Below are 22,656 nucleotides of genomic sequence, written 5' to 3'. Positions count from 1 at the left end.
TGCTTATTATAGCAAATTGTAGTTCCAAATGTCTCAGACATAGTCTAATAAATAACCGTAGCCCTTTTCTTTCATTTCTGCTTTGGGAATGAAGGTAATAGACAAACTATTGATGCAATAGCGAAGACCGCCTTTTTCCTTGGGACCATCGGTAAAAACATGGCCCAGATGAGAATTTCCTACACGGCTCCGAACTTCTGTCCGAGTCATATTGAAACTCTTATCCTCCTTATAGATGGCCACATCAGGACTAATAGGACGACTGAAACTTGGCCAACCACAACCAGAATCAAATTTATCCTTAGAGGAGAAGAGGGGCTCACCAGTCACGACATCTACATAAATACCGGCATCAAACTGATCCCAGTAACGATTGGAGAAGGCCCGTTCGGTATCATTTTTTTGTGTCACCGCATACTCTTCAGGAGATAACTTCTTTTTGATTTCCTCATCGCTTGGCTTAGAGTAGCGACTAGCATCAATAACAGGATAAGAAGCCTGATTGACATCGATATGGCAGTACCCATTCGGATGTTTCTTTAGATAATCCTGGTGGTAGTCCTCAGCCTTGATGAAATTAGTCAGTGGCTCTTTTTCCACCGCTAACGGTTTGTCGTATTTTTTTGCTACCTCTTCAAAGACTTGGTTAATAGTTGGAAGGTCTTCTTGAGAGACATAATAGACACCTGTTCGGTATTGTGTTCCTTGATCATTTCCTTGTCGATTCTTCGACGTTGGGTCGATAATCCGGAAATAATGCAGGAGCAATTCTTTCAGAGATACCTTCTTGACATTGTAAGTGATGTGAACTGTTTCGGCATGCCCTGTTTGAGGGACCAATTCATACTTGGTCGTTTCTCCCTTTCCATTGGCATAGCCTGATACAGCATCAATCACACCTGGAACACGGGAGAAATATTCCTCTACGCCCCAGAAGCAACCACCAGCCAAATAAATTTCACGCTGATCCTTTGGATCAACCGTTTCATTTGTTTCCCTTTTGGCTACTGGAGTCTGACTCATCGATGCTTTTTTAATCATCTCAGTGCTTGTTTCTGATTGATCCATTCCGTTTGATCCCTTACTAAAGAAAAAGAAACCAATGAATAGTAAGCCAACGAGAAGGATAGCAAACACTTTCCACTTTGTTTCCATTGTCTATCTCCTTACTGCATGTTCTCTAGGGTCTTGAGGATATCCTCTTTATTCATATAGCCAATCTGGCTCTTTGCTAAAGTCCCATCACTATTGATAAAGAGCGCCGATGGATATGAACGAATCCCATACTCTTTTAGCAGTTCCCCTTTACTATCTAGCAAGACCGGGAAATCCTTGTAATCCAAAGACTGGTACCAGTTTTTGAAATCTGCTTCCGATTTTTCACCATTAAAGGTTGGAGCTACAACGGATAAGACCACATAATCCTTACCCTCCTCTGCCTTTGCTAAATCATTTGTGTCGCCTAATGTTGAAAGACAGATTGAGCACCAGGAAGCCCAAAATTTGAGGTAAACTTTCTTTCCCTTGTAATCGGATAAGCGGTAGGCCTTACCGTCTACTCCTTGCAGGTTAAACTCCTTCACTTTCTTGCCAGATGGTTGCCTAGCCCCAGCTTTGGCTGTTTGTTGGCTCATGTCCTTATTGGAAGTAGCCATTCCTTGACTCGAGCAAGCCCCCAAAAGTCCCGTACACAAGATTCCTGCAGCTACTAAAGCTAATTTCTTCATCATTATTACCTCTTTAAACAAGGAGAAAGTCATCCTCAGATGACCTCTCCCTTCTTTCATTCCTTGTCTGATTTCATATCAGATGATCCACTCTTTTCGTCTTTCATTTCTGAATCGCTAGATTTCATCTCATCTTTTTTCATATCGTCCTTCATTTCAGAACTGCCGTCAGACATCATAGATGAATCTTTCATGTCTTCTTTTTTCATTTTATCATCGGACATGGATGAATCCTTCATGTCATCCTTCTTCATATCTTCCTTCTTCATCATACTACTATCGTCTATCGTCCATTTTTTTCATATCTGAATCCGATTTTTGACCAGAACAAGCTGCTAAAGTGACAAGGCTAAGCGTAGCAATGGTAAGTGTAAGAATTTTTTTCATGATTTTTCTCCTTTAATCCCTTAAGATTAGTGAAACAGGGATGCGAGGCTATTAAGATTTCCTAGCATCAGCAAGATGCCCATCAAGATGATGAGGGCACCACCAATTTTTTTCAAGGTTCCCATATGGGGCTTGAGTTTAGCAAAATGTTGTAGAACCCAGCTAGAAGCCAAGGCCAAAAGCAAGAAAGGCAGAGCCAAACCTAATGTATAGACCATCATCAGGAGAGCGCCTTGCAATGCACCATCTCCTCCAGAAGCTGCAATGGCTAAAACAGAGCTCAAAACTGGTCCGACACAAGGGGTCCAACCAAAACTGAAGGTGACACCTATCAGAAAAACATTGAAGAATTCATTGCGCTCCCGATTCTTTTTGAGTTGGATGGTCTTTTGCTTTTGGAGTTGTCTCAGATTGATCACGTCCATTTGGTGAATCCCTAATAGGATCACAATCCCTCCTAGCAGATAGCGAAACCATGGAGCATACAATACCTGGCCAAGGGCCCCTGCACCGTATCCTAGAATCAGGAAAACAGTTGATAGACCTGCGATAAAACAAAGAGTCTTCACCAGGCCATACCAAGAAATGTCTCTTCCAAAAATACGCACCGTTTTTTCATGCTCAGAATCCAATAGAATCCCTACATAGACTGGCATCAGTGGCAAAATACATGGGGAGAAAAAGGATAGAACTCCCGCTAAGAATACTGAAATGGAAAACAAACTGGTTTGAATCATTTCACTACCTCCCTTTCTTTCTGATACCAGTATAAAGAAAAAATCCCTCTAAAAATAGAGAGATTGATAAGCAAAAACTTGAATTTGATTAGAAGGTGAATCTTCCTATCTGCCAACTCTACCTCGTACTTTCAAGTACGAGACTGATCTAACAAGATACTTCTAATTCTTCTTCAAATAATCAATAGCGTCTTGAAGGGTTTTGACGGGGACAATTTTCATCTTCGAATGAATTTGTTTCGCTGCTTCTTTAGCTGTTTCATAGTTTGATTTGGCCTTGGGATTGGCCTTCTTTTCTTCTTTGGAAACAGGGTTATTAGGGGCAAAGAAAATTTCTGCTCCTTCTTTATCGGCTGCGACGACTTTCTTGTCAATCCCACCGATGTCGCCAACCGTTCCATCTTGGTTAATGGTTCCTGTCCCTGCAATATGGCGTCCCTGACGAAGATCTGGATCCGCCACTTGAGTGTAGATGGCTAGGCTAAACATCATACCGGCACTTGGTCCACCAATCCCTTGGGTCGCAAATTGGACAGGAACATCGCCTTTGGCTTCAGTCCGGTCGATCAGGCTAATCCCAATTCCGTTTTTCCCATTGGTCAATTTGATGATCTTCCCATCCGCAGTCTTGGTTTGTCCATCCTCAATGTAGGTCACCGAAACGGGATCGCCAATTTTTTGAGAACCAACATAGTCAATCAATTCTTTGGAGCTCTTAAAGGTCTTACCATTCACCCCGGTTACAGTATCCGCAATATTCAAGATTCCTTTAAAGGTCGAGTCATCTGCCACCTGCATGACATAGACTCCTAGAAAGTCCATCTGGGTTTCTTTGCCAGCTGTCTTCAATCCTTGGTAGATGGCCATATTTTGCGAGGTTTCCATATAGAATTGGTTGATGCGCGTGAATTCTTGGCTCGAACTACCACCGGTCATATCCTTGGCAGAGTAGATATCTGTAAAAGGTGTCGCCCAAGCATAGATCAAATCAGCCGGAGTTGCCTCTTTCACTGCTACGGTTACAAAATCATAGGTTCCTGACTTGGTATCCGCTTTTCCATCCACTGTCATGACGGATCGAATATCTTCTGCCGTTCCTGGCATTTCAATATAATAGGGAAGGCGAATCACAAAAGCAGCTAGCAAGAGAAGCAAGAAAAGAACTCCTGCAATCGGCCATCGGTATTCTTTCAACCGTCCTTTTTTCTTTTTAGGGGTCAAGCTTGGTTTATTCGCTTGTGTCATCGTTAATTTCCTCCATTACACTCTCTGGGACATACGGTGAGATATCCTGCTGAAAAGCCAGCAACTCTCGAATACGGGTGGAACTAATGGCCTGGTAAGGAGGCTGGGCATAGAGATAAATAGTCTCCAATTCAGGTGCCAACTGGTGGTTAAAATAATCCATATTGGCTTCGTAAACCAGATCCTGTGCATTGCGCAATCCCCGGATCAAGGTCACCACACCAAGATTACGTGCCACTGTCACAGCCAACTCTTGGGTCGACGTCACAATTTCAATATTTTCCAAATGAGCCAAGGCCCCTTCCACCATGCGCACGCGCTGCTCAATGGAAAAGAGTCCGACTTTTTCCGGATTATAAAAAATTCCGACATAGACACGGTCAAACAAGCGGCTCGCCCGCTCGATCAATTGCACATGCCCAATGGTAATCGGATCAAACGATCCTGTAAACAATCCAGTTCTATCTGACATATACTGTTACCTTACTAATTCCATAGATTTTTTCTTTCCAAATTCCCACCTGTCCGATTTCCTCAGGAAGTTCTACATGTTTATCTGTTTCGCACACAATCATGATGTTTTCTGATAAGAGATGGCGCTCGCACAAGGTTTCGATATCGCGGACAATCTCTTCCTTGGCATAAGGCGGGTCTAAGAAAACCAGATCAAAGGTGCCCGTTAGAAGCCCCAAGGCTTGCTTGGCCTCCATTTTTAGTAGTTGAAACCGTTCCTTTTCCTTGGTCATAGCAATATTAGCTGCCACAATCTCCTGCGCTCGACGATCTCTTTCCACTAGAACCGCCTCTGACATGCCTCGAGAGACTGCCTCAATAGAGAGGCCACCGCTTCCAGCATAGAGATCTAGTACTCTTCCACCATCAAAGTAAGGACCAATCATATTGAACATGGCCCCTCTGACCTTATCAGAAGTCGGCCTGGTTGTTTTTCCTTCAAGTGTTTTGAGGGGACGTCCCCCATAAGTTCCAGATACTATTTTCATAGGGACCATTATACCAAAAAAAATCAGAAAATTGCGATTTGATATGGTTAAGCGACAATTAAAAGAGCCGAGCTCTCTGCTCGACTCTTTCATCCATTATAGGATATTTTCATATTCATCACGGACAGATTGAGGCCAGACACTGGTTTGGACTTCACCGATATGTTTCTTACGAAGTAAGAACATAGCCAAACGAGATTGCCCGATCCCTCCACCAATTGTGAGTGGGAAGAGACCATTTAACAGGGCCTTGTGCCACTCTAATTGGAGACGATCTTGATCTCCTGTAATCGCAATTTGACGACGAAGCGTTTCCTCATCGACACGGATCCCCATTGAAGACAACTCAAAGGCTGAACCTAGGACATCATTCCATACAAGGATATCGCCATTCAAGCCCTTGTAGCCATTTTCAGATTCGGTTGTCCAGTCATCGTAGTCAGGTGCACGTCCATCGTGTGGTTTGCCATCTGCAAGCTCTCCACCAATCCCGATCAAGAAAACGGCTCCGAATTCTTTGGCAATGGCATTTTCACGCTCTTTTGGAGTTAAATCTGGATAGCGTTCCACCAATTCTTCTGTGTGAACGAAGGTAATTTGTTTTGGAAGAACTGACTCAATGTCATAGCGCGCTTCTACTGCTAGTTCTGTTAAACGAATGGCCTTGTAGATTTTTTCAACCGTTTCTTTGAGGTAGGCGATGTTGCGTTGACCATTGGGGATGACCTTTTCCCAGTCCCATTGGTCTACATAAACAGAGTGGATAGCGTCTAGCGAATCTTCATCCGGACGAAGGGCCTTCATATGGACAAAGAGACCTTCGCCTTCGCCAAACCCAAAACGCGCCAAGGTGTGGCGTTTCCATTTTGCGAGTGAATGCACGACTTCATAAGTCTCATCAGGAATTTGAAGGACCTTTACAGATACTGGGTGTTCAATCCCAGAAAGGTTATCCTGCATCCCGTCTCCGACCTTGCTCAAAATTGGCCCTTGGACTTCAATGATGTCCAATTTATCTTTTAAATATTGTGTAAACGTCGTTTTAACAAACGAAATTTCTTTTTGTTGGTGTATAAAACTTTTTTTCATATAATCCCTCGTTGATAGAAGTTGTAAAACTGATTATACTCTTTTTTCACTCAAAATCCAAGTCTTTCCATCCCCTTATAACGGAATTTTTTTCTTGCAAAAGGATTTTATTTTTGATAAACTATATGTAACTTTTAAAACGTTACATAGGAGAAACGACATGTTTGATGCAAAAAAACTAAAAGAAAGACGCCTGGAAAAAGGCTTGACCCAGGCAGATGTCTACGAGGATCTCAAAATTTCTCGCAAGACTTACTCCAGTTGGGAGAATGGCTTAGCAGAGCCACACGAAAAAAATCTCAGGAGGTTGGCCAAGCGCCTCTCCGTTAAAGAGGACTACTTTATTAACAAAGACTCCGCACTCTACACCTACCCTTTATTAACCCCACCTCATCAAAAGAAAGTTGACCAATTGGCCAGCCAGTTATTGGAACAGCAGCAAAAAGTTGTTTCCTTGACGGCTTATAAGGTTCTTTCGATTGAGCTAGCAGCTGGTTTAGGACATACCTTTTATGATAACGAAACGGACTATGAAACCGTCTATTTTGACCAAGAGATCCAACACGACTTTGCCTCTTGGGTATCCGGAAATTCGATGGAACCTCTCTATCCCAATGGCTCTGTTGCCCTCATGAAGCAGACTGGCTTTGACTATGATGGGGCTGTCTACGCCCTCATCTGGAATGGAAAAACCTACATCAAGAAAGTCTATCGGGAAGCGGAAGGTTTGCGCTTAGAATCCATCAACCCTGATTACGACGATTTATTTGCTCCCTATGAAGACGAGCCCAAAATCGTCGGTATTGTGGTCGGGCATTTTCTCCCACTTGAGGTTTAAATATGCTATTTGATTATTCACGTGAGCCTCATTCTGATATTGCTTTTGTGGATATGAAAAGTTTTTATGCCAGTTGTGAATGTGTCCGTCTAGGACTCAATCCCTTGACGACTTCCCTTTGCGTCATGAGTCGGAGCGACAATTCTGCTGGCCTGATTTTGGCGAGCTCTCCCGTTTTCAAACAAGTCTTCGGCAAGAAAAATGTTAGCCGTAGCTACGACCTACCTTTTGACCTCAAGACTAGAAAATTTAATAGCTACGTCGCCAAAAAGCAAGGATTGCCAACAGATCCAGCCTTTATTGCATCCATTGAATCCTGGGCCAAGAGGACTCTGATTGTACCTCCACGGATGAATGCCTATATTCAGGTCAATATGGAGATTCAAAAAGTTTTTCAGGAATTTGCGGCACCAGATGATATTTTCCCTTACTCGATTGACGAAGGCTTTATCGATCTGACCTCTTCCTTAAATTATTTTATTCCAGATCCCTCCCTCTCTCGAAAGGAGAAACTGGATCTCCTTTCTGCCAGAATCCAAAAAAGGATCTGGCAGGAAACTGGGATCTACTCTACCATCGGCCTCAGCAATGCCAATCCCCTTCTTGCCAAGCTAGCCTTAGACAATGAAGCCAAGCATTGCCAAAATATGCGCTCCAATTGGTCTTATGAAGATGTAGAAAGTAAGGTCTGGAAACTGCCCCAGCTCACTGATTTTTGGGGTATTGGACGTCGTACTGAAAAGCGATTGCAAAAGATCGGGATCACATCGATTGCTGAACTGGCTCAGGCTCACCCCGATCTCTTAAAGAAAGAATTCGGAGTCATGGGCCTTCAACTGTGGTTCCATGCTCATGGCATTGATGAAAGCAATGTCCACAAGCCTTATCGTCCGAAGTCACGAGGCATTGGTAACTCTCAAATCTTGCCCTATGACTACCATCTACAAGCCGATATTGAACTGGTGTTTCGGGAGATGGCTGAACAGGTGGCTATTCGCTTGCGACGGAAAAAAAAGAAGACCCAGCTGGTCTCCATTCATGCCTCCTACTCCAAAACCGAGGGACTTCCGTCCATTCACTGCCAGCAAAAGATTGAGCCCACCCAATCCACCAAGGTTTTATCCGATACGGTTCTGCGGCTCTTTCGCTCCAAGTACGAAGGAGGCGCCATTCGGCAGATTGGTGTTTTTTATGGAGAACTTGTCGAGGAGTCTCTTCAACTCTTTTCTCTCTTTGATGACCCAGTAGCCTTGGAAAAAGAGGAGAAACTCCAGCAGACCATTGACCGCATTCGGGACCAATTTGGCTTTACCTCTCTTCAGAAAGGCTCCTCATTACTAGAAAACTCACGCGCCATTGCACGCAGTAAACTAACAGGCGGACATTCCGCAGGAGGCTTAGATGGATTAACATGATCGACCGTTCTTATCTCCCTTATCAATCCGCCCGTGAATTTCAAGATCGTGGCATGGCCAAATGGGCTGGCTTCTTTTTATCCGAGCACACAACTGCCCTGCAGACAAAAGAAATTGACCGCAGTCAGCTCACAATTCTTCCACTTGCTGAACAGATCCAGCTCCTGGAGCAGGCCTTTCAACAACAAACGACGATCTCGATCACGACTCTAGAGGGGAATCAATTTGCAACCTACACAGGTTCGATTCACACCTTATCTGCTTCTGAGCTTCTTCTCAAAAGCGATGGCCACTACCACCGTCTCCTCGTAGACTCTATCATTTTTATTGAATCTGAGGAAACAGCCTATGAAACCTATTCAGACTAAACACGAATTACAATTTGATTATTTTTCGGAGAATTACCACCAATTTGAGATGGACTTTTACAAGTGGGCCGCTACTTCTACGCCGCTCGTCTTTTTAGAAGACGATATTCTCCACTCTATGGCAGCAGGCCAGCGAAACTACTTTCGTCTTCACCACACCAAAAGTCGGGATCATCGAGACCATTATTTCTATTTTAAGGTTTCCACACTCTCCCAATCACCCCTGACCCGTATTTACGCTTATACAGGACATCACTTACAAAAGATAGACCCTCATCAGACAGAGAAAAAGGATAGCTTGATCTGAGAAGCTATCCTTTTTCTTAATTTATGGGATTCACTACAGTTCTTATGAGTGATTAGAATCCATCTACGTTTGTGTAGATTTTTTGTACGTCCTCGTCGTCTTCAAGAACGCTGTAAAGTTTTTCAAATGTTTCCAAATCTTCACCTGACAACTCAACTTCTGATTGAGGAATCATTTCCAATTCTGTTACTTGGAATTCTTCGACACCTGATTCACGCAAAGCAACGATCGCTTTGTGAAGATCAGTTGGAGCAGTGTAGACTGTGATCGTTCCTTCTTCTGCTTCGACATCATCTACATCAACATCTGCTTCAAGCAAAAGTTCAAAGATTGCATCCGCATCATCACCAGCAAAGACGATAACTCCCTTGTTGTCAAAGAGGTAAGATACAGAACCTGAAGCTCCCATGTTCCCACCGTTTTTACCAAAAGCAGCACGGACATTGGCAGCTGTACGGTTAACGTTTGACGTCAAAGTATCAACGATCAACATCGAACCATTTGGTCCAAATCCTTCGTAACGTCCTTCTGTAAAGGTTTCGTCAGTGTTTCCTTTTGCCTTATCGATCGCTTTATCAATTACGTGTTTTGGCACTTGCGCTTGTTTGGCACGGTCAATAACGAATCTCAAAGCAGTATTTAGTTCTGGATCTGGTTCACCCTTTTTAGCAGCTACATAGATCTCCACACCAAATTTAGCATACACTTTTGAGTTGGCACCATCTTTGGCAGTTTTTTTGGCAACAATATTGGCCCATTTACGTCCCATGAGGATTCTCCTTAAATTTTTTCAAATTATTTTCAATCTTTTATATTATATCACAAATCACAAGACTTGGAAGAGTTTTTTGCGTATCCTTCCAATTGTAGTTGCTCGACTATTCACCCTTTATTGATCTTCCACTCTCACTGGCACCCGACCCCAGATTTGTTCTGGCAATTGGGGATGGCCTAGTTGATACACCTGATCCGCTTGCTGGCTCAAACCATCCCAAGGTTCCTTACCAATTCGCGTCACCAAGTCCACTTGACCTTTTAGTGATTTGAGGTGAGCTTGGCCATTTTCAGTGAAGCCTAAGACGTGGATAGCGGTCGGCAAGATTTCCTCTCTCGCCCCTACCAAGATGTAGGTCAAGATGCGGCGAACGCGCGCCTTGGTATAGCGCTTGGTTGCGACTTTCTCCACCAGGTCTTCCACAGAGCTAGCACTTCGAACCGCATCCTTTATCCGATGGGCTAGTTCTTCATTGACCTGAAATATCTGTGTCAAATCCGGACGGGTTAGGATTTGATAACGGAGCAGTTGATCATAATTCTCCCAAGATACCTGTGGAGCCGACTGAAAGAGTTGGCTATTGGGCATGAATCTAGCAACAAAGTCCTGATCTTCCTTGTGTAGGCGTAGACTAGTGGCAGAAGCATAGGCCACCTCTTTTTCTTCTGAATGGTAGCCCGCACCCTGGCGCTGGACGGGCTTAAGCGCAATCCCCTTCCCAGCACAAGCCTTGGCATAGGCCAAGCCCAGAATATGGTTGGGAGTATCTCCTGTGAACTCCACTCCAGCAAAGGTTTCCCACATTTTTTGGTTTTTTTGTGGATAGGATAAATCTTCTGGAAGGCTTCGCAGGAAAGCTTCCATTTCCGCTTCTTTCTCCGAATAAACAGTCGCAATCGCTTGGTAATCTAAGACCGCTTCTGTCCCAAAAGTCAATTGGTCAATTCCCAGACGGGACAAGATTTCTACCGCTCCCTTGGCAAAATGATCAGCCGACTGAACAGCCACGAGAAAGGGGAGCTCGACCACCAGATCCGCTCCATTATCCAAAGCCATCTGCGCGCGAATCCACTTGTCTACAATAGCAGGTTCGCCACGTTGAACAAAATTCCCAGACATGGCCACAATCTTCAGCCCTTCTGCCTGTTCCAGCAGGTACTTGTGTCCATTATGAAAGGGATTAAATTCTGCAATAATACCTGTAACTGTCATGCTGTCCTACTTCTGTGCTACAAAAAACCAACGTTTGCTGGTCTTTGTTGGCTCTTTGTCTTCAAAGTCTGCATACAATTTGAAAGATTTAAAGCCAGCCTGCTCCAATAAGATGTCATAGGTTAAAACTTCATAAGTGCGTTCCTCATGAACTTCATCGTGGCGACTAAAGGAGCCATCCTCTTCTTGGACAAAGAAGGTTAACTCATGGACGATCGAGTGAGGAGCCGCATCCTCATAGGTATCCCAGAGCATGGCAAAATCTTCCGCATTTTCATGGTAAGAATAGCCTGGAAAAACCTCATCCGTTTGATAGGTCGAATGGACATCAAAGATAAAGACTCCGTCCTCATTGAGGGCATTATAGACTTCTTTGAAGACATCCCCTACTTCTACCTCGTCTTGCATGTAGCAGATAGAATCCGAGTAGCAGGTCACGAAATCATAAGTGCCTGCTTGCGACAGGTCCAGCATATTGCCCTCGATAAAATCAATTTTCTGCTTGGCTGAAGCAGCTCTTTTTTCAGCAATTTTCAGCATGTCAGCACTCAGGTCTAATCCTGTCACATCAAAACCAGCTTGAGAAAAGCGGACAGACTGAATCCCTGTCCCACAAGCCAATTCCAGTAATTTTCTCCGATCCTTACTTTTAGGAAGATGCCGGAGGGAAAAATCCGTCCATAAGTCATACAGACTATCATCCATGACCGCATCGTAGACCGCCGCAAACGTTTCATAAGTCGCCATATTCATGATACCAAGTCCGCCCGTAATCCGTTAGAAAATTAGGAGCACGACGATGGAGCTAAGCTCCAAGGAGAGCTATCTATTTTCCGAGGAGTACAGGACGGGTTCAAATCCTTTCTAAGATACAAAGAGCCTTAAAAGCATAGAGAAAATAGGAAACTTTCTGCCCTATCGTCAGATACAAAGGAAGTTACTCTTTTTCTCACAGCTTTTAGCTCGTGTTCAATTATCAAACCAACTAAACACGAGGCTCCATCCTTTCTTTCCGTAGAATTTTCAATTTAACCAACAAAACTCAGTTGCTACCAACTGAGTTTACCTGCTTATGCTAGGGCTGCTGAAAGATCGACAGCACTTGCTTCGTGCCATAGCTTTTCTAGGTTATAGTGGGCACGCATTTCTTCTGAGAAGACATGGACCACCACACTACCTAAGTCAAGAAGGACCCAACCTCCAGCTGAATCACCTTCGACGTGGCTGGCATTGCCACCAGCTTCAACGACCTTCTCGCGAATATTTTCAGCGATAGCCTCCAATTGACGGCTATTCATAGAGCTTGCGATGACAAAGTAGTCTGTCACGCTGGTTAAGCTTTGAACATCCAAAGCTACAATGTCTTCTGCACGCTTTTCATCTGCTGCTTTGACAACTAGTTCAAGTAGTTCTTTTTCTTTCATGTAATCCTCTTTCCTTAAAAAATTGATTTGTAATCTAAGACATCCGCAAAACGTTCTGCCCAAATATTTTCATAAAATTCATTAAGCGTTTCTGCTGGAATATCCTCTCCATCAAAGGTTGTGACAGCTCCTTCTGGAATGACCAGCTTGTAGCCATATTCAAATCCCACTTTGACGGATGTATCGACACAATATTCTGTCTGCATACCACACAGGACCAGTTGTTCAATCCCTTGTTGATCCAAGTATTCTTTTAATCCTGTCTCTTTAAATATGCTATTGTATCGCTTCTGAAACACCTTCTCATCTGCCTGCCTCTTCAACAAGGGCGATAATTGCCAATCTTCCGAAGTTAAAGCCTCTGGCGTTTCAATATGCTGCATGTAGATAATTTCAATCTGCTGTTTTCTAGCCTGATCTTGCAAATAAGCGATCTTCTCTAAGAGCTTTTCTGCCTCAAAACCTGTTTCCACTAAGATATTTTGTACATCAATAATGATAAAAGCTGTCTTCACTCACTGCTCCTCTTTCAAATACTTCACAAAGGCGTTATAGGTTTCAAGGGTTTGGGGATAAATGGGCAATCCTTGGTGGGCCAGGTGTTCGACTGTGCGAGCCGTCTCATAGGCCACGGCACGATCCAAGGAGACTTGGGCGATGTCGCGTGCTTGATCTACCCCCGGAAAGGCCCGGTTGTGCTCAATGTAATCTGCCACATAGACAACCTTGTCTAAGGTTGACATCTGATCACTCCCCACGGTGTGAATCTCAATACTGCGAAGAATGGCTAGATCTGTCAGTCCGAGGTCTTCTTGGATCTTGTAAATCCCGACCATCCCATGCCAGACATTGTTGCCCCAGTTTTTTAATGCTGGATCCAGCTCATAGCGATCAATCAAGTCCAGAAATTCCTGATCTGATAGTTTCTTGGCGTAGTCATGTAACAAACCTGCTAGGCCAGCCTGCTCTTCGTCAGCCCCATAGCGTTTGGCCAAGTCACGCGCAGCCTTCTCAACCCCTAAACAGTGAGTAAGGCGCTTTTCTGGCAGGATTTGGCGCATTTTTTCAAGCAAGACCTCACGAGAAAAGCCTAGATAGTTTTCATAGGTCATTGATACAATCCTTCTTTCTTGATGTAGTCCAAGACTGGTTTTGGCAACATAAAATTCGGCGTCCGGCCTTTGGCCACAAAATCACGCACCATACTAGAGGAGATGTCCATTAAAGGAACATCCACCCAGATCACCGGATAAGAAGTCCCTGCCTTATAGCGTGGTCGCTGTACCCCGACAAATTGTACAATCTCCACCAATTCATCGATGCGGTGCCATTTTGGTAAATAATCTACCATATCTGCACCAATAATGAAGTAATAATCTGTGTCTGGATCCCGTTCATTGAGCAAGAGCATGGTGTCGTAGGTATAGGAAATCCCTTTCCGCTCGAGCTCAATCGTCTCGATCTCCAGACCTTCAATGCCTTCAATGGCTAATTCCAGCATCTTAAGGCGATGGTGCTCTGCAATCGTTCCCTTGGCATCGACATGCGGTGGTTCATACTCAGGCATCAAGAGCACCTTATCTAACCCTAATTGTTGGCGCACTTGATCCGCAACGACCAAATGGGCATTGTGGACCGGATTGAAATTTCCTCCCAAAATACCAACTTGTTTGCGTTTCTTGTCTTTGATCTCTGGCTCTAACTCTACCTTGGTAAAGGGAGTCAATAGTTCAATTGCCATAGGTTTGCTCTCCTCGATGTCCTAAATTTCTTTTACCTTCGCTGAAATTTTACGATTTTCTTTTTTGCTTGATTGTTTGAACAAGATGAGAATCCGACCAATCTTTTGGACCGTTTCCACACCGATTTCTTCTTCCAAGATTTCTGCTACTTCATGGATATTCTCATCCGTATTTTGAAGAAGAGTTACCTTGATCAATTCGCGCGCATCTAGCGCTTGGCGCACACTGGTTTTAATTTGGTCATTGAGCCCATTTTTCCCGATTTGGATAATGGGCTTGAGGCTGTGGGCTTGGCTATTGAGGAAAGCCCGTTGTTTAGATGTTAATGTCATATTTTTACTTCCTTTTTTTGATCGTTATTTTAAGTGGTGGGGACGGCCGGAACTAATTTTTCAAAGATCTCATCTTTGAAAAATGGATTTCCTCACCTCAAAATGGAGCCTTGGTCTCCATTTTGCCCTTGCCAATCTCACGATTGGCAACTACACCACGGCAATAACGATCTCTTTATGAGCTCACTTTGTTCGCTCTTCAGATATATTTTTCCTGTTTTTTTAAATAATAGCTTTGCGGGTAACCACGGCGACACCTTCTGGTGCCCAGACGGCTACTTTGGCTTCTCCATTGACGCGGATCCAGCCGAGTCCTGAGATGACGAGGTCTGTCTTGTCCTTGATGGTAAACTCATGAGAAACCAAGGGTGGGAATTCTTCTTTTTCTTTGCTATTAGGAGGTGTTAGTAAGCCACCGACATGCTTGTCATAAAAGGCTGTTGCTCCTTCGAGCTTAGTTCGGTGAAGCTTAAGTTCGTTGTCAAAGAAGGCGGTGAAGCCTTGCTTTTCTCCCTTGATAAAGTCAAAGCGTCCCAAGCCACCCAAGAAGAGGGTTTGGTCGGGATTGAGCTGATAAGTTTTGGGCTTGATTTCTTTTTTAGGACTGACATACTTGAGGTTTTTTGCCGTCAAGTAATGAGCCATTTGGTGGCGATGGATAATTCCTGGTGTATCATAGATATAGGACCCATCGTCCAGTGGAATTTCGATCTTGTCCAGTGTCGTTCCTGGGAAGCGAGAGGTCGTGATGATATCCTTATCCCCAGTGATTTCTTGGATAATCGCATTGATGAGGGTCGATTTCCCAACGTTGGTCACACCCACCACATAGACGTCACGACCCTTACGGTACTGCTCAATCTTTTCCATCAAGTCCTTGATAGCACTCTTGTTTTGGGCAGAGGTGAGGACCACATCGACAGGACGCATGCCTTCTTCGTGGGCCCGCTCCATCAACCAATGGGTCACCTTGCTATCCTTGACAGACTTAGGCAAGATGTCCTTTTTATTTCCAACCAAGAGGACATCATTTCCTGCTACAAAGCGTGGTAGACCAGGAATGACGGAGCCATTAAAGTCAAAAATATCGACTACATTGACCACGAGAGCATCACTATCTCCTACTTCGTGAAGGAGCTTTAGAAAATCATCATCCGTTAGATGCACATCTGTGATTTCATTGTAGTGACGCAGACGGAAACAGCGTTGGCAATAAACCTCGCCTGTTTCCAAGCCCTTTTCAAGAGCTGATTGGGGAGTATAGCCTAGCCCCTCTTTATTTTCTGTCTGAATGGGGGCTCCACAGCCAATACAGAATAATTCTTCCATTCTTAAATTCCTTTTTTATATACAATCGGACCATATTTTTCGGCCATTTGCTTCATAACACGGCGTTCACGCGCCCGGTTGATCTGGGTCTTGATCGAGTCATGCTCGACCAAAGGCTTGACCAAAATCGAACGAATGCCTGCACGATGGGCAGCCCGGATATCCGTCATCAGTTGATCCCCGATCATGACCACTTCATTTTTCTCATAGTGAAAACGTTTGAGGGCACGATCAATCCCAAAAGTAAAGGGCTTGAGCGACCAGGCTTCATAGTCAATATCAAATTTCTCAACAGCGCGCTTGACCCGTTTGGGACTATTATTAGACACCACGATAACCCGAATCCCTCCATCACGAAGGTCATGCAACCACTGGCGCATCTCAGGAGTTCCATCCGGATTATTCCAAGCAATCAAGGTATTATCCAAATCCACAAGGACCGCCTTAATACCTTGTTTTTTCAAGTCTGTAACGGTGAGATCATAGGCTGCTTCCACCGCAAAATCTGGTTTGTAATTTTCGATTGACACGTTTTTCTCCATTTTTTATACTCCTTTCATTGTAGCATAAAAAGGCCCATTTTGCACCCGCTTCACGACTAAAACAGCGACAGGCTCCAATCAGGTCGCTTTCACTACTCAAAAAATAGACAAAATCCTTACAAAGTTCCAAAAACATGGTATAGTAGAAGAAAAAAATACACGGAAGAGTTATGATAACAAAAGAAAAAAAATTGAGGGAGGTCTCTCCTCTTCTCCAAAAAATCATCAATTGGTCATCCATCATTGGGGCCCTCGCAACCTTGGCCTTTTGTATCTGGGCCTACTTTTCTGGCATCCTTCAATCCAAAGAAACCTTGTCAGCTTTTATTTTGCAAGCCGGAATCTTCGGGCCTCCTCTCTTTATCTTTCTTCAGATCCTTCAGACAGTGGTCCCTATTATTCCTGGCGCCCTGACATCTGTAGCAGGTGTTTTCATCTACGGCCACATCATTGGGACCATCTACAACTACATCGGCATCGTAATCGGCTGTGCCATTATTTTCCACCTTGCGAGAATGTACGGGCCTAAGTTCGTCCAATCCATGGTCAGTCAGAAGACATATGACAAGTACATTGGCTGGCTCAATGAAGGCAAGCGGTTCGATCGCTTCTTTATCTTCATGATGATCTGGCCGGTTAGTCCCGCTGACTTCATCTGTATGCTGGCAGGTCTGACGAAGATGACCTTCAAACGCTACATGACCATCATCATCCTCTGCAAACCTATCACCCTCGTCATCTACACTTACGGTCTCACCTATATCATCGATTATTTCTGGAAAATGGTCTAAAGCATAACACCACCTCCTAAAGACTAGGAGGTGGTGTTTTTGTAAAAAAGAGAAACTTAACCAATTTTTTTAAATTACTCTATCTATGGTTATCCCATTCCATCTATGAGCTCATATCAGTAAGTGTAGTAAGCGCTGATACGTTTACATTCATTAATATAAATCTTCCAAACTTCTATATTCAACGACTTCATTTTTAATAACATTTTTTTCAAATTCAAAATGGTTAAGTGGATTATCAATCAATACCAATCTTGGAATATCGTCGAGATTAGTGACTAGAGATAGAATAAAATCTGATTGATATTCCTTAGCTTTCTCAAATTCTTTGGAGGTCAAACGAATACGTCCTTTAGGTTTTCGGATACCTTTAACCTCAGCAAGGTATGAATGTTCTTGAACATCTACTTGGAAATCATATCCATCACCATAAAGACGGGCATCAGTCAATTGGCCACCTTGAAATTTTTCTTCCTTATCAAAATGGTGTATGAAATAATTCTCTGCTTCCATTCCAGTTTCTTGTAGGCGTTTGAATTTCGTACGAACGATTGGCTTTTCAACGATGGTTATACCTGTTTTCTTCCCTTCACTTGCAAGCAGCATTTTGACTATTTCTGCAAAACCGTGAACATCCTCATTTCCAAACATCGTGTCAATTAAATCTTTTCGAAAACGGTAGACTTCAGCTTTTTGCCACCAACCTTTTCGATTGTTATCAAAATAGGGGTCGAATAAATCCATTCTATTTTTGACGACACCCGTTGTTTCTGCAACGCCTAAAGAAACTATGTAACGATAAAACTCGGATTTACTAGAGCATTGAAATTCCTTTATAAAAGTATCATCAAACTTAGCAAGACCATAGCCAATCAAGTTTAACAATTCATAGTGAGGGTGTTTAGACATAACTTTCTCCATCAATAGATATTGATTTCATTATACCAAAAAAACACGGCATACCGCCGTGTTTCTAGGTTTATTTCACCAACTTCTTCATCTCATCGATACGTGCGACTGTCGCGTCGTACTTCGCTTGGTAGTCGGCTTGTTTGTCGCGTTCTTTTTGGACGACTTCTGGTTTGGCATTGGCTACGAAGCGTTCGTTGCTAAGTTTCTTACCAACCATGTCGAGTTCTTTTTGCCATTTGGCTAATTCTTTTTCAAGGCGAGCCAATTCTTCTTCGACATTGAGAAGGTCAGCGAGTGGCAAGTAGATTTCTGCACCTGTGATGATGCTGGACATAACCAAATCAGGTACATCTACATCTGCTGCAATTTCCAGGTGTTCTGGGTTTGTGAAGCGTTTGATGTAGTTAACGTTGTCATTGAAGAAGGCATCGAGCTTGCTATCGCTTGTCTTAATCAAGATAGTGATTGGCTTACTTGGCGCTACGTTCACTTCTGCACGTGAGTTACGTACTGAACGAATCACATCTTTAAGAGCTTCTACACCAGCTGCTGCTTCTTCGTTTTCAAACTCTGGACGAACCACTGGGTATTCCGCAGTCACGATCGTTCCTTCAGAGATTTGGCCGTAGATTTCCTCAGTTACGAATGGCATGATTGGGTGAAGGAGACGCAAGATTTGATCCAAGGTGTAAAGAAGGACAGAACGAGTGATGACTTTTTCGTCCTCGTTATCGCTGTATAGCACTTCCTTAGTCAACTCAACATACCAGTCCGCAAACTCGTCCCAGATGAAGTTGTAGAGGATATGACCAGCCACACCGAATTCAAACTTATCAAAGTTTTCAGTGACCTTACCGATCGTTTCATTGAGGTTGTGGAGAATCCAACGATCTGTTACGTTACCTGCTTGGCCAGCAGCCACTTTAGCCACATTTTCACGGGCCACATCCAGGGTCAAACCTTCATTGTTCATGAGGATATAGCGAGAGATATTCCAAATCTTGTTAATGAAGTTCCATGACGCATCCATTTTCTCGTAAGAGAAACGCACGTCTTGACCTGGTGCAGAACCGTTTGAAAGGAACCAACGAAGGGCATCAGCACCATATTTCTCGATGACATCCATTGGGTCAATACCGTTACCGAGTGACTTAGACATCTTACGTCCTTGCTCGTCACGAATGAGACCGTGGATAAGGACATTTTGGAATGGCTGACGACCAGTGAATTCCAATGATTGGAAAATCATACGAGACACCCAGAAGAAGATGATATCGTAACCTGTTACCAAGGTTGAAGTTGGGAAGTAACGTTTGAAGTCTTCTGAGTCGACATCCGGCCAGCCCATAGTTGAGAATGGCCAAAGGGCTGAACTAAACCAAGTATCCAAGACATCTTCGTCTTGTTTCCATCCGTCACCTTCTGGCGCTTCTTCGCCAACGTACATTTCACCCTCAGCATTGTACCAAGCAGGGATTTGGTGACCCCACCAGAGCTGACGAGAGATCACCCAGTCATGGACATTTTCCATCCACTGAAGGAAGGTGTCGTTGAAACGAGGTGGGTAGAATTCTACCTTATCGTCTGTGTCTTGGTTAGCAATAGCATTTTTCGCCAATTGATCCATCTTCACGAACCATTGCGTAGACAAACGTGGCTCAACCATAACCCCTGTACGCTCTGAGTGACCAACTGAGTGGGTCATCTTCTCAATCTTAACAAGGGCACCAATTTCTTCTAACTTCTTGATAACAGCCTTACGTGCTTCAAAGCGGTCCATGCCGTTGAATTCACCAGCCAATTCATTCATGGTACCATCATCGTTCATAACGTTGACTTGCGGAAGATTATGACGTTGACCAACCAAGAAGTCATTAGGATCATGGGCAGGAGTGATCTTCACCACACCAGTACCAAATTCAGGGTCTGCGTGTTCGTCCCCTACGATTGGGATTGGCTTGTTCAAGATTGGCAAGATAACATTTTTACCAATCAAGTCTTTATAACGGTCGTCATTTGGGTTAACCGCTACAGCAGTATCCCCAAACATGGTTTCAGGACGTGTTGTTGCTACTTCAAGGGCACGTGAACCGTCTTCCAACATGTAGTTCATGTGGTAGAAGGCTCCTTCGACATCCTTGTGAATCACCTCGATATCAGAAAGGGCTGTACGAGCTTTTGGATCCCAGTTGATGATAAATTCACCACGGTAGATCCAGCCCTTCTTGTAGAGCTCTACAAAGACCTTACGAACGGCTTTTGACAACCCTTCATCAAGGGTGAAACGCTCACGAGAATAGTCTACAGAGAGCCCCATCTTGCCCCATTGTTCCTTGATAGTCGTCGCATATTCGTCTTTCCATTCCCAGACTTTCTCAAGGAATTTTTCACGGCCCAGGTCATAACGAGAGATGCCATCTTCAGCCAAACGCGCTTCTACTTTAGCTTGAGTGGCAATCCCAGCATGGTCCATACCAGGAAGCCAAAGCGTGTCGAAACCTTGCATCCGTTTTTGACGGATGATGATATCTTGCAAAGTAGTATCCCAAGCGTGACCAAGGTGAAGCTTACCAGTTACGTTTGGCGGTGGAATAACGATTGAGTAAGGCTTAGCCTTTTTATCGCCTGAAGGCTTGAAAACATCCTCATCAAGCCATTTTTGGTAACGACCAGCCTCAACCTCGGCTGGATTATATTTAGGTGAAAGTTCTTTAGACATGTGTGTGTCCTTTCTCTATTGTTTTCATTTTTTCTTGAATCTGCTTTGCAACTTCTTCTGCGGACAGATTCGTATTATCAATTTTAAGGTAGTGGTAAAGACCACTCGGTTGCTTTTGGGAATTAAGTTGATCCGTTTTATCAGTCTCTAAAATCTCTCTTTCAGATACCTCAACATACCGTTTCAAGGGTTTGTATTTCAACCGATTCTCTGTCCGATTTCGACGTAATCGCTCCTCCAGAGACGTTTCTAATTCAACAAAAAGAATCTGCTGATGATACTCATTTAACAAATCTTGAATGTCCTTCAAATACATCAAATGGTATTGATTTGAAAAATCAGTTACGCCTGTTAAAATCACCGACCGATGATGCCTGGCGCTTGTTCCAAGAAAAGAAAAGTTAACGCTACGAACAAATTCCCACATTTCTTCCGTAAAATCCTGATAGATTTCGAGTGCGAAATCAATTGGTTGATGGTTGAAAAAGAGAGTCGCACCGGTGAGTTTCGAAAGTTCCTGACCAATGGTCATTTTCCCTGAAGCTGGAGCTCCAATGATGAAAATATGCATCAATCCACCTCCCACTCACTCTTCAGCAAGCCATATCTCAAATCATCACAGCGATTGCCTTGGGCATCTTTTCGATCCCTTATGCGAGCTTCAAGGGTAAAACCAAGTTTCTCAGCGACTCGTTGACTTTGAAGGTTGTAGCCAAAGCAAGACAATTCTATCTTATGAAGCCCCAGTTCTTTAAAAGCTAAATCAATCAAAGCACGCGCTGCTTCAGGCACATAGCCTCGCCCCCAATAATCTGGGTGCAAGGTGTAGCCAATCTCCAGTACATCGTCTTCGTAGCGACGGGGAAAATCGACTGAGCCTATGATTTTATCGGTCCCCTTGACCACGATTCCATAGCCTGCTGGGAGATTGTCTTTTTGATTGCGCTCGGGAAGGATATGTTCTAGGTAATAAATCTCATCTTTCAAGGTCTTGACAGGTGGAAAACCTGCTGGGTAAGAGACTTCTGGACGACTGGCATAGTCAAAGATATCCTCTACATCCGCCACTGTTCGGACTCGCAGGACCAGTCGCTCTGTTTCGATTCGTTCAGGTAATGTTGCTCTTGTCATTCTTCTTTCTCGCTTTCTTGATAAAGCTTCCCATGGAGTCGACTCGGTCATCCAGATAACGATAAACGCGCTGATGACCATCCCCCATAAAGTAAGTTGGGGCAAAGCAGTCATTTTTAAAATGGCCCTTGTCATCTACCAAATCAGAATCAGCAAGTCGATCAAGAATCTTGGCAAAGATATGGCAGATGCCATCTTCCTCGATAATCCGATCTACCTGACAGTCCAATACGACTGGACAAGCCTCCAAAATCGGTGCCTGGGTCCGTTCAGAAATCTCGTAGTCAAGCCCCAGGTGTTTCAACTTTTCCCGATGGCTGATAAAGCCAGCCTGCTCCATCTCAAGCATGAGATGTTCAGTAGGAATGTTCACAGTAAACTGTCGATAATGCTTAATCTGGTCAGCCGCATTTTCCTCAGCACCAACACCGATGACCAGCCAATCTCCCAAGCTATAAGAGGAGCTACAGGTCGTGATATTGTGCCCAAAGTTCTGGTCCTGATACCCTAAGATGAAGATAGGAAAACCATAATAGAGTTTGCTGGTTTTAAAAGATTGTTTCATGACAAGCTCCTTTGGCTAGGGGTAGAAAAGAAAAATCGCCCCTGTCATTAATCTGACAGGGACGAATA

Annotated in this window: 27 protein-coding genes and 1 pseudogene; 5 read left to right on the top strand and 23 right to left on the bottom strand. The window is 43.8% G+C overall.

Annotated features, from left to right (window positions below; all coding sequences use genetic code 11):
- Positions 1-33: 33 nt before the first annotated feature.
- The 8 genes and pseudogenes from msrB to asnA form a co-directional block, all read right to left on the bottom strand.
- Positions 34-1,155 (bottom strand): peptide-methionine (R)-S-oxide reductase MsrB, encoded by a 1,122-nt coding sequence (gene msrB, locus RIN70_RS03095; protein ID WP_272144645.1) that lies wholly within the window; start codon positions 1,153-1,155, stop codon positions 34-36.
- Between the two features lie 11 nt (positions 1,156-1,166).
- A complete protein-coding gene (locus RIN70_RS03090) occupies positions 1,167-1,727 on the bottom strand; it encodes a redoxin family protein (protein WP_272144710.1) in 561 nt (186 codons plus the stop codon).
- A 56-nt stretch (positions 1,728-1,783) separates the two neighbouring features.
- Positions 1,784-2,114 (bottom strand): annotated as a pseudogene (locus RIN70_RS03085) (hypothetical protein).
- A 26-nt stretch (positions 2,115-2,140) separates the two neighbouring features.
- Positions 2,141-2,851 carry a thiol-disulfide oxidoreductase-associated membrane protein CcdA2 gene (gene ccdA2, locus RIN70_RS03080; RefSeq protein WP_272144643.1) on the bottom strand — a complete coding sequence of 237 codons (711 nt, stop codon included), beginning with the start codon at positions 2,849-2,851 and terminating at the stop codon, positions 2,141-2,143.
- Between the two features lie 162 nt (positions 2,852-3,013).
- Positions 3,014-4,096, bottom strand: coding sequence for a SepM family pheromone-processing serine protease (locus RIN70_RS03075; protein ID WP_195623304.1), 1,083 nt, complete (start codon positions 4,094-4,096; stop codon positions 3,014-3,016).
- Complete coding sequence (coaD, locus tag RIN70_RS03070; protein ID WP_195623305.1) at positions 4,080-4,568, bottom strand: pantetheine-phosphate adenylyltransferase; 489 nt, start codon at positions 4,566-4,568, stop codon at positions 4,080-4,082. Before coaD ends, RIN70_RS03075 begins: the two co-directional genes overlap by 17 nt.
- Complete coding sequence (gene rsmD / locus RIN70_RS03065) at positions 4,558-5,097, bottom strand: 16S rRNA (guanine(966)-N(2))-methyltransferase RsmD (protein WP_070465380.1); 540 nt, start codon at positions 5,095-5,097, stop codon at positions 4,558-4,560. The genes coaD and rsmD overlap by 11 nt, the downstream gene beginning before the upstream one ends.
- 96 nt (positions 5,098-5,193) lie before the next feature.
- A complete protein-coding gene (gene asnA, locus RIN70_RS03060) occupies positions 5,194-6,186 on the bottom strand; it encodes an aspartate--ammonia ligase (protein WP_049514189.1) in 993 nt (330 codons plus the stop codon).
- Positions 6,187-6,346: 160 nt separating this feature from the next.
- Between asnA and RIN70_RS03055 the strand changes: the two genes are divergently transcribed.
- From RIN70_RS03055 to RIN70_RS03040, 4 genes are read left to right on the top strand one after another with little or no spacing between them, the layout of a single operon-like run.
- Positions 6,347-7,024 carry a helix-turn-helix domain-containing protein gene (locus RIN70_RS03055; protein WP_021152744.1) on the top strand — a complete coding sequence of 226 codons (678 nt, stop codon included), beginning with the start codon at positions 6,347-6,349 and terminating at the stop codon, positions 7,022-7,024.
- A 2-nt stretch (positions 7,025-7,026) separates the two neighbouring features.
- Positions 7,027-8,439, top strand: coding sequence for a Y-family DNA polymerase (locus tag RIN70_RS03050; RefSeq protein ID WP_129824978.1), 1,413 nt, complete (start codon positions 7,027-7,029; stop codon positions 8,437-8,439).
- Positions 8,436-8,807 carry a hypothetical protein gene (locus RIN70_RS03045; RefSeq protein ID WP_129824977.1) on the top strand — a complete coding sequence of 124 codons (372 nt, stop codon included), beginning with the start codon at positions 8,436-8,438 and terminating at the stop codon, positions 8,805-8,807. Before RIN70_RS03050 ends, RIN70_RS03045 begins: the two co-directional genes overlap by 4 nt.
- Entirely contained in the window at positions 8,788-9,114 is a 327-nt protein-coding gene (locus tag RIN70_RS03040; protein ID WP_003005875.1) for a DUF5960 family protein, read from the top strand. Before RIN70_RS03045 ends, RIN70_RS03040 begins: the two co-directional genes overlap by 20 nt.
- A gap of 52 nt (positions 9,115-9,166) precedes the next feature.
- On the opposite strand, the gene RIN70_RS03035 is transcribed toward RIN70_RS03040, so the two are convergent.
- The 10 genes from RIN70_RS03035 to RIN70_RS02990 form a co-directional block, all read right to left on the bottom strand.
- Positions 9,167-9,883 carry a YebC/PmpR family DNA-binding transcriptional regulator gene (locus RIN70_RS03035; RefSeq protein ID WP_003005873.1) on the bottom strand — a complete coding sequence of 239 codons (717 nt, stop codon included), beginning with the start codon at positions 9,881-9,883 and terminating at the stop codon, positions 9,167-9,169.
- Positions 9,884-10,003: 120 nt separating this feature from the next.
- Entirely contained in the window at positions 10,004-11,101 is a 1,098-nt protein-coding gene (locus RIN70_RS03030) for a nucleotidyltransferase (protein ID WP_129824976.1), read from the bottom strand.
- Positions 11,102-11,107: 6 nt separating this feature from the next.
- The gene (locus tag RIN70_RS03025) at positions 11,108-11,848 is read right to left on the bottom strand and encodes a class I SAM-dependent DNA methyltransferase (protein ID WP_277755713.1); all 741 of its coding nucleotides are present in this window, start codon (positions 11,846-11,848) and stop codon (positions 11,108-11,110) included.
- 323 nt (positions 11,849-12,171) lie between these two features.
- Positions 12,172-12,525: a ribosome silencing factor gene (gene rsfS, locus RIN70_RS03020; RefSeq protein WP_003005865.1), complete on the bottom strand. Its 354-nt coding sequence runs from the start codon at positions 12,523-12,525 to the stop codon at positions 12,172-12,174.
- A 14-nt stretch (positions 12,526-12,539) separates the two neighbouring features.
- Positions 12,540-13,040: a cysteine hydrolase family protein gene (locus RIN70_RS03015; protein WP_003005863.1), complete on the bottom strand. Its 501-nt coding sequence runs from the start codon at positions 13,038-13,040 to the stop codon at positions 12,540-12,542.
- A complete protein-coding gene (yqeK, locus tag RIN70_RS03010) occupies positions 13,041-13,637 on the bottom strand; it encodes a bis(5'-nucleosyl)-tetraphosphatase (symmetrical) YqeK (protein ID WP_003005860.1) in 597 nt (198 codons plus the stop codon).
- Complete coding sequence (locus RIN70_RS03005) at positions 13,634-14,266, bottom strand: nicotinate-nucleotide adenylyltransferase (protein ID WP_003012335.1); 633 nt, start codon at positions 14,264-14,266, stop codon at positions 13,634-13,636. Before RIN70_RS03005 ends, yqeK begins: the two co-directional genes overlap by 4 nt.
- Before the next feature lie 21 nt (positions 14,267-14,287).
- Positions 14,288-14,599, bottom strand: a complete 312-nt coding sequence (gene yhbY, locus RIN70_RS03000) for a ribosome assembly RNA-binding protein YhbY (protein WP_003005853.1) — start codon at positions 14,597-14,599, stop codon at positions 14,288-14,290.
- A 222-nt stretch (positions 14,600-14,821) separates the two neighbouring features.
- Positions 14,822-15,928: a ribosome biogenesis GTPase YqeH gene (gene yqeH / locus RIN70_RS02995; protein ID WP_195623307.1), complete on the bottom strand. Its 1,107-nt coding sequence runs from the start codon at positions 15,926-15,928 to the stop codon at positions 14,822-14,824.
- Between the two features lie 2 nt (positions 15,929-15,930).
- The gene (locus RIN70_RS02990) at positions 15,931-16,458 is read right to left on the bottom strand and encodes a YqeG family HAD IIIA-type phosphatase (RefSeq protein ID WP_313790770.1); all 528 of its coding nucleotides are present in this window, start codon (positions 16,456-16,458) and stop codon (positions 15,931-15,933) included.
- Between the two features lie 182 nt (positions 16,459-16,640).
- Here RIN70_RS02990 and RIN70_RS02985 point away from each other — a divergent pair, with 182 nt between their 5' ends.
- On the top strand, positions 16,641-17,261 hold the full coding sequence (locus RIN70_RS02985; RefSeq protein WP_118095828.1) for a TVP38/TMEM64 family protein: 621 nt from the start codon (positions 16,641-16,643) through the stop codon (positions 17,259-17,261).
- A gap of 153 nt (positions 17,262-17,414) precedes the next feature.
- On the opposite strand, the gene RIN70_RS02980 is transcribed toward RIN70_RS02985, so the two are convergent.
- From RIN70_RS02980 to RIN70_RS02960, 5 genes are all read right to left on the bottom strand, one after another.
- Positions 17,415-18,170, bottom strand: coding sequence for a protein NO VEIN domain-containing protein (locus RIN70_RS02980; RefSeq protein ID WP_173019418.1), 756 nt, complete (start codon positions 18,168-18,170; stop codon positions 17,415-17,417).
- Positions 18,171-18,240: 70 nt separating this feature from the next.
- Positions 18,241-20,892, bottom strand: coding sequence for a valine--tRNA ligase (locus RIN70_RS02975; protein ID WP_195623309.1), 2,652 nt, complete (start codon positions 20,890-20,892; stop codon positions 18,241-18,243).
- The gene (locus tag RIN70_RS02970) at positions 20,885-21,463 is read right to left on the bottom strand and encodes an AAA family ATPase (protein ID WP_070594361.1); all 579 of its coding nucleotides are present in this window, start codon (positions 21,461-21,463) and stop codon (positions 20,885-20,887) included. Before RIN70_RS02970 ends, RIN70_RS02975 begins: the two co-directional genes overlap by 8 nt.
- Positions 21,463-22,023 (bottom strand): GNAT family N-acetyltransferase, encoded by a 561-nt coding sequence (locus RIN70_RS02965; RefSeq protein WP_070594360.1) that lies wholly within the window; start codon positions 22,021-22,023, stop codon positions 21,463-21,465. Before RIN70_RS02965 ends, RIN70_RS02970 begins: the two co-directional genes overlap by 1 nt.
- Positions 22,001-22,588 carry a flavin reductase family protein gene (locus RIN70_RS02960; RefSeq protein WP_195623310.1) on the bottom strand — a complete coding sequence of 196 codons (588 nt, stop codon included), beginning with the start codon at positions 22,586-22,588 and terminating at the stop codon, positions 22,001-22,003. Before RIN70_RS02960 ends, RIN70_RS02965 begins: the two co-directional genes overlap by 23 nt.
- Positions 22,589-22,656 lie beyond the last annotated feature (68 nt).

The organism is Streptococcus parasanguinis (assembly GCF_032163505.1).
Taxonomy (GTDB): Bacteria; Bacillota; Bacilli; order Lactobacillales; family Streptococcaceae; genus Streptococcus; species Streptococcus parasanguinis_V.
Note: the sequence above shows the minus strand (reverse complement) of the source record. Positions and strands in the feature narration are given on the sequence as shown.

Coding starts and splice junctions, on each gene's coding strand:
- msrB (WP_272144645.1), bottom strand. CDS start 1,155: ATGGAAACAAAGTGGAAAGTGTTTGCTATCCTTCTCGTTGGCTTACTA.
- RIN70_RS03090 (WP_272144710.1), bottom strand. CDS start 1,727: ATGAAGAAATTAGCTTTAGTAGCTGCAGGAATCTTGTGTACGGGACTT.
- ccdA2 (WP_272144643.1), bottom strand. CDS start 2,851: ATGATTCAAACCAGTTTGTTTTCCATTTCAGTATTCTTAGCGGGAGTT.
- RIN70_RS03075 (WP_195623304.1), bottom strand. CDS start 4,096: ATGACACAAGCGAATAAACCAAGCTTGACCCCTAAAAAGAAAAAAGGA.
- coaD (WP_195623305.1), bottom strand. CDS start 4,568: ATGTCAGATAGAACTGGATTGTTTACAGGATCGTTTGATCCGATTACC.
- rsmD (WP_070465380.1), bottom strand. CDS start 5,097: ATGAAAATAGTATCTGGAACTTATGGGGGACGTCCCCTCAAAACACTT.
- asnA (WP_049514189.1), bottom strand. CDS start 6,186: ATGAAAAAAAGTTTTATACACCAACAAAAAGAAATTTCGTTTGTTAAA.
- RIN70_RS03055 (WP_021152744.1), top strand. CDS start 6,347: ATGTTTGATGCAAAAAAACTAAAAGAAAGACGCCTGGAAAAAGGCTTG.
- RIN70_RS03050 (WP_129824978.1), top strand. CDS start 7,027: ATGCTATTTGATTATTCACGTGAGCCTCATTCTGATATTGCTTTTGTG.
- RIN70_RS03045 (WP_129824977.1), top strand. CDS start 8,436: ATGATCGACCGTTCTTATCTCCCTTATCAATCCGCCCGTGAATTTCAA.
- RIN70_RS03040 (WP_003005875.1), top strand. CDS start 8,788: ATGAAACCTATTCAGACTAAACACGAATTACAATTTGATTATTTTTCG.
- RIN70_RS03035 (WP_003005873.1), bottom strand. CDS start 9,883: ATGGGACGTAAATGGGCCAATATTGTTGCCAAAAAAACTGCCAAAGAT.
- RIN70_RS03030 (WP_129824976.1), bottom strand. CDS start 11,101: ATGACAGTTACAGGTATTATTGCAGAATTTAATCCCTTTCATAATGGA.
- RIN70_RS03025 (WP_277755713.1), bottom strand. CDS start 11,848: ATGGCGACTTATGAAACGTTTGCGGCGGTCTACGATGCGGTCATGGAT.
- rsfS (WP_003005865.1), bottom strand. CDS start 12,525: ATGAAAGAAAAAGAACTACTTGAACTAGTTGTCAAAGCAGCAGATGAA.
- yqeK (WP_003005860.1), bottom strand. CDS start 13,637: ATGACCTATGAAAACTATCTAGGCTTTTCTCGTGAGGTCTTGCTTGAA.
- RIN70_RS03005 (WP_003012335.1), bottom strand. CDS start 14,266: ATGGCAATTGAACTATTGACTCCCTTTACCAAGGTAGAGTTAGAGCCA.
- yhbY (WP_003005853.1), bottom strand. CDS start 14,599: ATGACATTAACATCTAAACAACGGGCTTTCCTCAATAGCCAAGCCCAC.
- yqeH (WP_195623307.1), bottom strand. CDS start 15,928: ATGGAAGAATTATTCTGTATTGGCTGTGGAGCCCCCATTCAGACAGAA.
- RIN70_RS02985 (WP_118095828.1), top strand. CDS start 16,641: ATGATAACAAAAGAAAAAAAATTGAGGGAGGTCTCTCCTCTTCTCCAA.
- RIN70_RS02980 (WP_173019418.1), bottom strand. CDS start 18,170: ATGTCTAAACACCCTCACTATGAATTGTTAAACTTGATTGGCTATGGT.
- RIN70_RS02975 (WP_195623309.1), bottom strand. CDS start 20,892: ATGTCTAAAGAACTTTCACCTAAATATAATCCAGCCGAGGTTGAGGCT.
- RIN70_RS02970 (WP_070594361.1), bottom strand. CDS start 21,463: ATGCATATTTTCATCATTGGAGCTCCAGCTTCAGGGAAAATGACCATT.
- RIN70_RS02965 (WP_070594360.1), bottom strand. CDS start 22,023: ATGACAAGAGCAACATTACCTGAACGAATCGAAACAGAGCGACTGGTC.
- RIN70_RS02960 (WP_195623310.1), bottom strand. CDS start 22,588: ATGAAACAATCTTTTAAAACCAGCAAACTCTATTATGGTTTTCCTATC.